6 protein-coding genes are annotated in these 11,655 nt (G+C 56.0%); 2 read left to right on the top strand and 4 right to left on the bottom strand.

Annotated elements, in window-relative coordinates:
* Positions 1-177 precede the first annotated feature (177 nt).
* Together ACUHMQ_RS18855 and putA are read right to left on the bottom strand one after the other, a co-directional pair.
* Positions 178-1,566 carry a methyl-accepting chemotaxis protein gene (locus ACUHMQ_RS18855; RefSeq protein ID WP_445297004.1) on the bottom strand — a complete coding sequence of 463 codons (1,389 nt, stop codon included), beginning with the start codon at positions 1,564-1,566 and terminating at the stop codon, positions 178-180.
* A gap of 337 nt (positions 1,567-1,903) precedes the next feature.
* Positions 1,904-5,017: a bifunctional proline dehydrogenase/L-glutamate gamma-semialdehyde dehydrogenase PutA gene (gene putA, locus ACUHMQ_RS18850; RefSeq protein WP_445297003.1), complete on the bottom strand. Its 3,114-nt coding sequence runs from the start codon at positions 5,015-5,017 to the stop codon at positions 1,904-1,906.
* 332 nt (positions 5,018-5,349) lie between these two features.
* Between putA and lrp the strand changes: the two genes are divergently transcribed.
* Entirely contained in the window at positions 5,350-5,820 is a 471-nt protein-coding gene (gene lrp / locus ACUHMQ_RS18845; RefSeq protein ID WP_445297002.1) for a leucine-responsive transcriptional regulator Lrp, read from the top strand.
* Positions 5,821-6,017: 197 nt separating this feature from the next.
* Here the strand turns inward: lrp and ACUHMQ_RS18840 are convergent, their stop codons facing one another.
* On the bottom strand, positions 6,018-7,766 hold the full coding sequence (locus ACUHMQ_RS18840; RefSeq protein WP_445297001.1) for a M14 family metallopeptidase: 1,749 nt from the start codon (positions 7,764-7,766) through the stop codon (positions 6,018-6,020).
* A 349-nt stretch (positions 7,767-8,115) separates the two neighbouring features.
* Positions 8,116-9,084, bottom strand: coding sequence for an agmatinase (gene speB / locus ACUHMQ_RS18835; RefSeq protein WP_445297000.1), 969 nt, complete (start codon positions 9,082-9,084; stop codon positions 8,116-8,118).
* A 361-nt stretch (positions 9,085-9,445) separates the two neighbouring features.
* On the opposite strand from speB, the gene ACUHMQ_RS18830 reads away from it, so the two are divergent.
* Positions 9,446-11,314 (top strand): GGDEF domain-containing protein, encoded by a 1,869-nt coding sequence (locus ACUHMQ_RS18830; protein WP_445296999.1) that lies wholly within the window; start codon positions 9,446-9,448, stop codon positions 11,312-11,314.
* The last annotated feature ends 341 nt before the right edge of the window (positions 11,315-11,655 follow it).

Genomic DNA, 11,655 nt, shown 5'->3' with positions numbered 1-11,655 from the left:
ATCGCCCAGCTGATCCAGTTTGGCTTCACGTTCTTCACTGGCAAACAGACTGGATTTGATCATGATTGGAGGGCTGACTTTTGGATGTCGGAATCATGCCATGGGCGGAGGGTTTTTCGAGGTGCCCACTTGTTTAATAATCTGTTCACTGCTGCGCAGTAAGATCGTAAACAGATTTTAAGTCTTGAAGTACGCCACCATATCGCGCAGCTCAGCAGCCTGGTCGGTCATCGATGTAGCAGTGGCCGACAATTCCTCGGCCGCGGCGGCGTTGGACTGCATGGCGAGGCTGATCTGGCTGACGCCACCATGAATTTGCTCGATGCCATTGGTCTGGTCGCTTGAGGCGGCGGATATCTCCTGCACCAGCATGGCTGTCTTTCTGATGCTGGGTACCATCACATCAAATAACTGGCCCGCTTGATTGGCCAGCTCCACACTCTCACCAGCCAGCTCGCCGATTTCCCGCGCAGCGTTCTGGCTGCGTTCGGCCAGCTTGCGTACTTCCTGTGCTACTACAGCGAAACCTTTGCCATGTGCGCCTGCCCGGGCAGCTTCAATGGCTGCATTGAGCGCCAGCAGGTTGGTCTGATAGGCAATATCGTCGATCACGCCGATTTTCTGGGCGATCTGGTTCATGGCAATCACCGTTTTACGTACGGCGTCGCCACCGGATTCAGCTTGCTCGACGTTCTGGTTGGCAATGGCATCGGTGGCGCGGGCATTTTCAGTGTTCTGTGCAACGGATGCTGTGACTTCCTCCATCGAGGCGCTGGTCTGCTCGACGCTGGCTGCCTGGCTGCTGCTGGAGGCAGACAGAGACATCGCTGCACCGCTGATCTGGGCGGCGGCGTCACTCACGGTTTCGGTAGAAATACGCACCTTGGAGATCACGGCTGCCAAGGTCTGGCTCATGGTACGGGTGGCGGCAGCCAGCTGCCCAAGCTCATCGCTGCTTGATTCCAGCGGTGCCGAGGTCAAATCACCCTTAGCGACGGCATTGAGTGTGTTGTTGATCTGTTTGAGCGGCAATGCCACATAGCGGCGAAGAGCGACCAACAAAGCCACGACCAGCAGGATATCAAGCAGCAGTATTTCGATCGCGTTGAAGCGCAGACTGGCGATTAATTCCTGTTCAATATCGTTGTTACTGATAAACAGTTCGACCTTGCCCACGCTGCGGCTGCCGCCGTTGGCTTGGTAATGCAAATCGATTGGGCGCATCAATCCTTGTGTCACCTGGCCTTTCTCGATACGGCCATCGGTGGTGCGCCGCATGGAAAGAAAAGGCCGATCTTCTGCTTTTATCACTAAGCCAAGAATGAAACTGCGGTTGATTTCTGAACGTACGATCTGCTCTGCCTGGGTGGTATCGAAATTCCATACTGCTACCGGCAGCGACAATGAAATACGATAAAGAAGGCCCTTCACGGCCTCCTCGCGCTCCCGCAGCAATCGTTTCTCTGCCTGTTGATAGTTGTAAATGCCCAAGCCAGCCAACACCACGGTGACGATAATTACGAAAATCAGTGAGAGCTTTAGGCTGATGCTTTTAAAGGCGAACACGGGTCACCCTATCCAAGATCCCGGAAACAATTCATCGTAGTCCAAGGATCAGCCTACACGTAAAAAATCAAGCCATTATCGATGCAGCATTGGGGGGTGAACTGCGATGAAACCTGCTTAGAGAGGTGATGGACAGGGACTTACGACAAATTTGTGATTACTCGCAAGGCAGAAAAAACGCCCGTCAATGTGGTCAAATTGACGGGCGTTTTAACGACTACTACCGAGAGAACCTGATGACCAGCTTACGACTAGAAAGCCATGATCGAGTCCTCAGCTGCTTCCGATCCGTTATGAGCCCTGATCTCAGCTGCGCAGCAGGATCTTGAACAGGTTTTCAGGCGTGCTCGCCTTCCCCCCCTGCCATCAACTTCACATTACCGCCAACCGCAGCAGTATTGATAGTGACAGTACGCTCGCATGCAAAACGCAGCAGATAATGCGGGCCACCAGCCTTGAAGCCTGTACCGCTGAGTCCTTCGCCACCAAATGGTTGTGAGCCTACTACCGCGCCGATCTGGTTACGGTTGATATATAGATTACCGACCTTGGCCAGACGGCGTACCGCTTCCACAGTACTGTCGAGACGGGTATGTACACCCATGGTCAGACCGAAGCCCAGCTTGTTGACCCGATGGATCGCATCTTCCAACGCATCGCTCTTGAAGCGGGCAATATGCAATACTGGTCCGAAGGTTTCGAAGGTCGGCAACTGGTCCAGTGGCACTTCGAAAGCATGCGGTGTGAAGAAACAACCGGTTTCCAAGCCTGCCGGCACGGGTGTCTTGCCGACCAGCTTGGCGGCATCAGCCAGCTTGTCACAGTAGGCTTGCAGATCGCGTTGCGACAGCGTATCGATGGCAGGGCCGATGTCGGTTGACAGTTGCAGCGGGTCACCCAGGCGCAGCTCCTGCATGGCTTTACCGATACGCTCAATCACGTTGTCGGCAATATCTTCCTGCACCAGCAGGATACGCAGTGCCGAACAACGCTGGCCGGCTGAGTTGAAGGCGCTCATCAGCACGTCGATGATCAGCTGTTCAACATGCGCCGAGCTGTCGGCGATCATTGCGTTCAGGCCGCCAGTTTCGGCGATGAGACTAGCGATGCTGCTGTCTCGGGCTGCGAGTGTACGGTTGATCTTCCAGGCGGCACCGGTCGAGCCGGTAAAGGCCACCCCTGCGACGCGACGGTCGCCCAGCAGCTTGTCGGACAAACCGCCAGACTCACCCGGCAGATAATGCAGCACATTGGCGGGGACGCCCGCTTCCAGCAATGCTTCGACAGCGCGCATGCCGATCAGCGGGGTACGGCGTGAAGGCTTGGCGATGACGGTGTTACCAGCAGCCAGGGCCGCAGTGATCTGGCCGATGAAGATGGCCAAGGGGAAATTCCACGGTGCGATGGCGATGAAAGGACCGCGACCGGTCAGACGCAGTTCATTTGATTCGCCGGTAACGCCGGGCAGCGCGATGGCGCTACCCATCAAACGACGGGCTTCATGGGCGTAGAAGCGGCAGAAGTCGACGGCTTCACGCAGCTCGCTCAGTGCATCGGGCAGTGTCTTCCCGGCTTCACGGCTCAGCAACCATAGGAATTCGGTCTGGCGGACCTCCAGCAGGCTGGCGGCTTTTTCCAGCATCGTGGCGCGGGTATTGGCCGAAGTGGCGGCCCATTCATCCTGCGCAGCATCGGCCAAGTCCAGAGCTCGCTCGACAGAGGCGGCATCACTGGCGACCAGGGTGCCGATCTGGCGACGGCTGTCGATCGGGCTGACGCGTGGTTGCGCCTGGCCATCGCGGCGTTGGCCACCGATGATAGGTGCGGCTTGGAAGCTTTGCGTTTCCAGGTCGTTCAATTGTTGACGCAGCGGTTCGAGAGCGAGCGTATCGGTCATGGCAAATCCTTGGCTATTGCGGCGCGGCGCGAAAACTTCGCTTGGGGCGATCACGCCGGTGGTAATCGGGGTACGGGCTAGGCGCTCAGCCGGGTTGTCGGCGATGCTTTCGAGCGGCACACGGGTATCGGCCAGCTGGTGGACGAAGGATGAGTTCGCGCCGTTTTCCAGCAGGCGGCGTACGAGATAAGGCAGTAAGGCGTGGAAACGGCCTACCGGGGCATAGACGCGGCTGGCCACGCCTTCACGTTGGTTGACGAGGGCGTGGAGCGCTTCGCCCATGCCATGCAGGCGTTGGATTTCGAACTGACGCTTGGTATCACGCGTCATTTCCATGATCCAGGCCAGTGTCTGGGCGTTATGGCTGGCGAACTGCGGGTAGAAAACTGTACAGCCGTAGTCGAGCATCTTGCGGGCGCACGCCATATAGGCCACATCGGTATGGGCTTTACGTGTGTAGACCGGGTAGCCGGGCAAACCATTTTGCTGGGCGCGCTTGATTTCGCTATCCCAGTACGCGCCCTTGACCAGGCGGATAGGCAGTACACGACCGGTATCACGGGCCAAGTCGGCCAACCAGTCGATGACGAAAGGTGCACGCTTCTGATACGCCTGCACAACCAGCCCCAAGCCTTTCCAATCTTTCAGGCTGGGTTCGCGAACCAGGCGTTCGTACAGGGCCAGCGAGATTTCCAAGCGTTCGCTTTCTTCGGCATCGATACTGAACACCAGGTCGGCCTTTGCAGCGGCCTGGGCTAGGTCGAGCAGGCGGGCATAGAGTTCTGTATGTACCCGTTCGGCTTGGGCGAACTCGTAACGTGGGTGGATAGCGGAAAGTTTGACCGAGATCGACTGGCGGGCGAAACCGGTATTGGGGTCCTGCCGTTTGCCCAGCGCCGCAATGGCTTCGTGGTAGGCAGCGAAGTAGGCCTCGGCGTCATCATTGGTCAGTGCGGCTTCACCGAGCATGTCGTAGGAATAACGCCAGCGTGAATCTGCGTTGTCCAGGGCTTGCTCGATGGTTTCGCCAACCACAAAGTGTTCGGCCATCAATTTCATGCCGGTCTTCATGGCGGTACGCAGCACAGGTTCGCCCATCTTGCGCAACAGGCGGTCGAACCAGTGACGACCTTCACTCGCTTCAATCCAGCCGTCGGTAAACAACAGGGCACGGCTGGCCGCGCTGACTAACCAGGTTGCGGCTTGTGAGCGACGCCAGTCCTTGTTTTCAAGCAGGTCGCGAATTAGCCGGTCCTGGCAGTCGGTATCTGGAATCCGCAGCAGTGCTTCGGCCAAGGCCATCAGGGCGAGCCCCTCTTCGGTACCCAGGCCGTAGCTTTGCAGAAAGGCTTCGAAGTGGTTCTTGCTGGCAGCCTGGCGTACACCCTGGGCTAGCGACAACGCGCGTACATGTACGGCCTTTTCAGCAAGTTCGGAAAGTCGCGCGGCGGGCAGCAAGGCGGTAACCGCCTGGACTTCATCGCGGAACAGATTGGCCTTGATCGCGGCAAAGCTGGGCAAGCTAGGCGGGAGGTCGGAATAAAGGAGCGTCATGGGCTTATCTTGGGTAATCGGATTATGGGCACTAGAACCTAGTTCTAAGTCTGCTGCTTTTCGCTTTGCCTCGCTCTAGCTCGCGAGACTTTGAACAAGTTCTAAACAGCTCACGCTAACCGGCAATATCTGCCCGCTGCTGCCTGCGGGCTATGGTGGCTGAGCTCAATACCCTGCATTGTGAGGGGTAGTAGCCGGCCTTTCGCAACCCGGTAAGTTGGGGTACTCAGCGCGGGCAATCGTACGGATTCCTTGTTCGAATGTGCTGCTGTTTTTTGATCTATTTACCGAATAAAATCCAGAGAAAGCACATTTCTATATTGAAAAATCCAATGAATAGCGAACTTGACCGGATCGATAGAAAAATCCTGCGTGAGCTGCAAACTGATGGCCGCATTGCCAATGTGGATCTGGCCAAGCGGGTAGGGCTCTCGGCCACAGCTTGCCTGGAACGCGTCAAGCGATTAACCCGCGATGGCTTTATCCTGGGTTATGGCGCGCGGCTGAATCCAGAATTGCTTGATGCAGGTTTGCTGGTGTTCGTGGAGGTATTACTTGATCGCACCACACCCGATGTGTTCGAGCGTTTCAAGGAAGCAGTGCTCGATCGCTCTGAAGTACAGGAATGCCATATGGTGGCGGGTGGTTTTGACTACTTGGTGAAGGCACGGGTACGCGATATGAAGGCCTATCGGGATTTCTTGGGCCATACGCTGCTCAGCTTACCCGGTGTGCGTGAAACCCATACCTATGCGGTGATGGAGGAAGTGAAGGAGTCGGGTGCTATCCATATTCCCCATTAAGAACCGGTCAAAAGTCTGCTGCGCGTCGGCGATACGGCGTTGAAAACACCCTCGGCATGCTCATTTACCATTAGTAAACTCCGCTTCCTTGGGTGTTTTCGCCTTGTCTCGCGCTAGCTCGCGAGACGCTAAACAAGTTCTAAATACCTATTCATGATCTGTCGCGAGCAGCTGTGCGGCAGGCTTTGAATTGGTTGTTAGTTGATTTTCAGGAACGACGCAGTAACTGCCCCCCAACTCCCACTGGCATCGCGCGAACGTACATAGACCATATGCTGGCCTGTGCTCAGACTGCTGGTGCTTATCGTGCCCGTCACATCCTCCGTCTTGGCATTGAAGTTGCCGTCCTTGGCGGCCAGGGCGATGGGTGTCGCACCTGCAGCCCAGGGTGGTGTATCGATGTAGTACTCGGCTTGTGCGATGTTCTGCGTAGGTTCGGTACCGTTGCTGTTGTTGAAACGGGTGTCCGTGGTGGTGGCGGAAAGTGTGACCTGTGTGCCTTTCGGTACACCCGTGGTTGCGGCGTTGTTACTAAGCTCAAGTAGGGTGACATCAGGCCCTGCCGGAGTGATATAGGGCGTACGTACCACCTTTGCCGCGTAGATCAATGCCGGCAAATTCTTGGGTTTGATGGTGTTGTTGTATGTGCTGCAGCTTTGGAAGAACGACGTACCGAGCTCAATGGTGAACGCAGCAACACCCAACTCGCCATAGCTGATCGAATCGCTGGTGCCATCGGTGGCGTAAAGGCCGATGGATTGTTGCGGGGTGTAGTTGTTGAAGTAGGCGAACTTACGTCCCAGTGTCTGCAATGCCGTGCCGTTGGGTGCTGGTGTGGAACGGTCTCCCCATGGCCACAAAACAAGTTCGCTATAGCTATGGATATCCATATGGATGCCACTGGTGGTGGCAGGTGCCGGGTCGTTTACGTTGGGGCCGCGCAGGTCTGGCCACAGCGTGCGTACATAGGCTTCCAATGCTTGTATTTCAGGTTCAGACGCGGGTGACGGGCCACGGAAGGTTTCATTGCAGGGACTGCCGCTGGACCCAGTGCCGCCGGTGGAGTTCCAGCTGTAGGTGAAGTTGCGGTTGAGGTCTGCACCGCGTGAATTACTGTTGGCGCCGCAGTAGGCGGTATTGGTGTTCTTGCGCCACGACAGGCCTGACTCTGCTTTTTTGCGGCCGTCCGGGTTGGTTTGCAGCATCAGGTGTACTTCATGGTTGTCGAGTATCCATGTTGCATCGGCATTGGTGCCATAGCCATTGACCAGCCAGCGCGCAAATTCCAATACCAGCGGCGCCGTAGTGTACTCGCGGGCGTGGATGGCGCTGTTGATGAAGAGCTTGGGTTTGTCACCACCCGTTGCGCTGTTGGTGAGCTTGAGCACTCGTATGTCGTAGCCGCCGCGTGCATTCTTTTTCTGCCAGGAGTCACCGACGTCGATCCAGCTTGCAAGGGAGGGTTTGCTGCCGGCAAGCGCGGCAGCTGCGGCGAAGGTTTCTTCTACGGTTTCGTAGCAGGAATAACGGGGAATCGAGAAGATGCTGGCGTTGGTATCACTTGCGCCACTCATGGCGCGTGCGCGGCTAAGCGACTGTATCTCCTCAATCAATTCCTTACGCTTAGCCATGAATTCCGTTGCCGGTTTGATCTTGAAGCCAAAGCTGCGCAATCTATCCAGTTCATCATTGTTCAGTTCCAAGACGAGGTAACCATCGTCGTAATTGGATTCGAGCAAGGCATGATGAAAGCTGATGGCCGCCTTGCGGCCGGTACTCACATCTGGAAAGTACGCTTTGTAGATATTGACTGCGTTTTTTTCCTCCTCCAGCAATTGCTGCACCTGCATGCTGTCTGATGCAATGTTCTGTACATCGCCTGCCCAGGCCACCGGGCCAGATAAGGCAACCGCTGCGGCAAGCCATGCAATTTTCTTGTCTGACATCTACTTACTCCTTGTGGTTGGAGAAACAAGGGTCGATAGACCCCCGTTGAGGCCTGTGCTGTTTAAGCGCATGCCTCTGGTATCACCGGGTAGCCGCCCTTATCGGGTAGCGGGGGGTGAATGTCGTAGGCGCTTGTCGAAAAGGTGCTGGCAAGAGCCCTGATAGCCTGTTTTCGTCACATCGTGCTGTGGGGGTGTCGCAGATGGCTGGCGTCGAATGCCCGCTTCAATAAGCATGGCACGGCATGTTTTTTTCGCTAGCTTTTCGCCCAGAGTGAAAGCGGCGGGTCGTGTAAAAAGAGACACGCCTCGCGGCGAACGAGGCGTGGTGGGGAGATGAAGAAATAATCTAGCGCGGTTGAGCGAGTTTCTGATTGCGCAATACGCAGAGCAGGTCGGCTGCGATATGGGCTGCCGCCAGAGCGGTGATTTCACTCTGGTCGTACGGCGGGGAGACTTCCACCACGTCCATACCCACCAGATTCACCGGTCCCATTCCTCGTACGATATGCAGCGCCTGGGCTGTGCTCAGGCCAGCCGCAACAGGGGTGCCGGTTCCGGGGGCGAATGCCGGGTCCAGGCAATCTATATCGAAAGTCAGATAGGTAGGTCGTTGACCAACAATCTGGAGAATCCTGTTCAACGTTGCCTCGGGGCCATGCGCATGCACCCAGGGAGCATCCAGAATGTGCATCCCCATGAAGTCATCATTCCAGGTACGGATACCCACCTGCACTGAAGTAGCCGGGTCGATCAATCCCTCCTCGATGGCTTTGTAGAACATAGTGCCGTGGTTGAGGCTGGCAGGATTGTCGTCGGGCCAGGTATCGCAATGCGCATCGAAGTGGATCAGGCTCAATGGCGCGCCAAATCGTTCGGTATGGGCCTTGAGCAAAGGGTAGGTGATGAAGTGGTCACCGCCCAGGGTCAGCATCTTGGCGCCGGAGGCAAGGATGGTGAGGGCATGCCCGATGATGGTCGGCACGATGCTAAGGGGGTTATGCGCGTCGAACCAGCAATCGCCATAATCGATGACTGCCAGTTCCTCGAAAGGATCAAACCCCCAGGGAAAGGCTTTAAGTTCTGCCAATTGGACACTAGCAGCCCGAATTGCAGCGGGGCCCAGTCGCGCACCTGGGCGGAAGGTTGTCGCCAAGTCGAGTGGAACACCGCTGATGACGACATCCGTACCCTTCAGGTCCCGGGTGTAGTTGCGGCGCATGAAGCTCAGCACGCCTGCATAGGTATTTTCAATAGCGGTGCCGTAGAGGGTAGGGCGCTGAATGGCGCTGTCACCTAATATAGTCATATAAGACATCTTTCCGACGGGTACCCTGAAAAACGGTTTTCAGATCGTGGCGTTTCCAGATTTACCCGATTGCGCCCACCGGCTGGGTCAAACAGCGGTTTGTTACAGGCGGCTCCCATCCATTTTTTTACAGCCGACGCGTGAAGGCTGCGCAAACGCTGATGTCTGCAGTACTGAGCTTATCGCAGCGCTGGGCTAATGCATATTTCAGGTGCGCAATTACGCCATCCTTGGCTTATTGTTTGAAGGGCCTACCTATTCACGTTCCTGCTTTTTATTACAGATGCTTACGGAGACCCTTTTACTGATGATGACTACACCCGATGGGGCGTGAACAGACTTGAATAGACCCCGACGCTAAGAAAACGGCATGTTCGACCGCTACCTTCCATCGCTGCTGTTATCGCTCAGCCTATGCCTGTACCCTGCCTTTGCGGCAAGTTACTGGGATACGCTGGGCCGCAGCCTGTTTGATGATCCGGTAAGCGTCAGCGAGCGGGCGATGCAGCTCTTGGAGGATTATCGAAACCAGGGCGATAAAGCCAATGAGCTGCAGGCCATCCTGCTGTTGGTGCAAGCCAAGACTACCGTCGAGGAATTCCGGGCTTTGGATGTATTGGTGCCCAGAGGCCTCATCCTGGCCAAGGAACTCGGCAACACAGAGGCGCAAGCCCGGTTGCAATTGGCCGATGTACGACGCTTGGCGAGATCCGGTGACCGCAACAATGCAGAACGGGTATTGGATGCAGTACTTGTCCTGACGCAGCCGCAAAAGCTGACGCGTGAGCGTGGCCTGGCTTATATCGAGCAGGCGTTGCTGCTACAGGACCAGAACAGGGTCAGCGAAGCATTGCCACTGTTATTCAAAGCGCATGGTCTTTTCAGCGAACTTGGATTGCAAAGGGAGTCTGGCGAGGCGCTCAATTACATTGGTAATGCTTACAGCAATATGGAGAACTACAAGGAGGCAGGTAATTACTATCAGCGCGCCTTGGCAGGGCTGGACCCAAAGCATGACCGCCATACCCTCGTAGTTCGGCTGCATAACCTTGGCGCAAGTCTTTATCTGAACAAGCAGCTGGCTCAGGCAGAACGGACGTTGCGTGAAGCGCTGGGCTATGCGGAAGGGTTGAAGGAACAGACAGGCATTGCGATGGTCCGCTATCGGCTAAGCCTTATTCTGATTGCCCAACACCAACCTGAACAGGCGCTACGTCTGCTTGATGCAGCGCAGGTGGAATTCGAGCGCGACAATAATCTTGAGTTGATCTGCCTGGGCCTGCTTGCCCGTGCCGAGGCATTGGCATTGGGTGGAGCAAGCGCCGCCAAGGTGGCTTTGCAGGCTTTGGAGAAGGCACAGGCGCTTAGCGATCGTGTTCCGTCAGAACGGCGTCAGTTGGTGATGCATGAAGCGGCCAGCCGCATTTACAAATTGCTGGGGCGTTATCAGGATGCGCTGGGCGAGCTGGAAGTATGGTCACAGACCTATCGCAGTAATAACCTGCGCTTGAATCGTGCATTGTTGACCGAGATGCAGGCGCGTTTCGATGCGCAGCGGCAGCAGGTTGAATACGCGTTACTGACATCGGAGAAGAAACGGCACGCAGCAGAACTGCAAGCCGGGCAGAATCGTCGACTGCTGCTTTGGCTGGGTTTGGTGGCCTGCATTCTTATTGTTTTTGCGTTGATGCTGCTCTTATTGCGCCAGATCAGGCAGAAGCGCCGTTTTGCCGATCTTGCATTGATGGATGAATTGACCGGCGCACCGAACCGCCGTCACATCATGGCCTATGGCAAAGGGCAGTTGGAAGCGTGCCGTGCAGTAGGCCAGCCATACAGCGTAGCCATCATCGACCTTGATCATTTCAAGTCCATCAACGACCGGTTTGGCCATGAAGGGGGGGATGTTGTGCTGCGCCAGTTTGCGATTGCGTGCCAGCGGGCGTTGCGCCAAGGTGACTTGCTTGGACGGGTTGGGGGCGAGGAGTGGCTGTTGGTGATGCCAAGTACCCAAGGTGCTGAACTGGAGCAAGTCTTTTTCCGACTGAGGGAGGCGGTACAGGCTCAGGTGATGCCAGGGTTACCTGCCGAGTTGCGCATTGCTTTCAGTATGGGGGCTGCGGAAATGGCGCCGGGTGAGTCTTTCGACAAGCTGGTTCAACGTGCCGATGCCGCAATGTACGCAGCGAAAAAGAATGGCCGCGATCAGCTTTGCCTTGCCGAGGTTATCAAGCATTAATGCTGATTAGCGATTGTGTTTAGGTGCCCTGACCAGGATATGTCGGGACTGCCTGCAATCTGTTGGCCTCAGAACCTATTTACGATCTGTCATGGGCAGCCATCAGCAGGGTGTAGAGGCAGCGTAGAAACCGGAGTGTACTTGGGTACATGAGGCTTTTGAGTAGCACATGAGCCTTGAGCACGGCTACCAGTAGGATCGTAAGCAAGTTCTCACTGAGGTAGCCTGAATTCCGTAGACACACCTGATTGGTAAACTTGAGCCAACAGGAGGCTGCGGTGAGTAAGAGAGAAACACAAAGCTATACGTCGGAATACCGAGCGGAAGCCATCAAGTTAGTG

The sequence above is a fragment of the Chitinimonas violaceus genome (assembly GCF_052601015.1).
The sequence above is the reverse complement of the archived record's forward strand: the minus strand, read 5'-3'. Positions and strand labels throughout refer to the sequence as shown.

Excerpts from the sequence above, each read along its gene's own strand:
- lrp (WP_445297002.1), top strand. The coding sequence starts at position 5,350 with ATGAATAGCGAACTTGACCGGATCGATAGAAAAATCCTGCGTGAGCTG.
- ACUHMQ_RS18830 (WP_445296999.1), top strand. The coding sequence starts at position 9,446 with ATGTTCGACCGCTACCTTCCATCGCTGCTGTTATCGCTCAGCCTATGC.
- ACUHMQ_RS18840 (WP_445297001.1), bottom strand. The coding sequence starts at position 7,766 with ATGTCAGACAAGAAAATTGCATGGCTTGCCGCAGCGGTTGCCTTATCT.
- speB (WP_445297000.1), bottom strand. The coding sequence starts at position 9,084 with ATGTCTTATATGACTATATTAGGTGACAGCGCCATTCAGCGCCCTACC.
- putA (WP_445297003.1), bottom strand. The coding sequence starts at position 5,017 with ATGACGCTCCTTTATTCCGACCTCCCGCCTAGCTTGCCCAGCTTTGCC.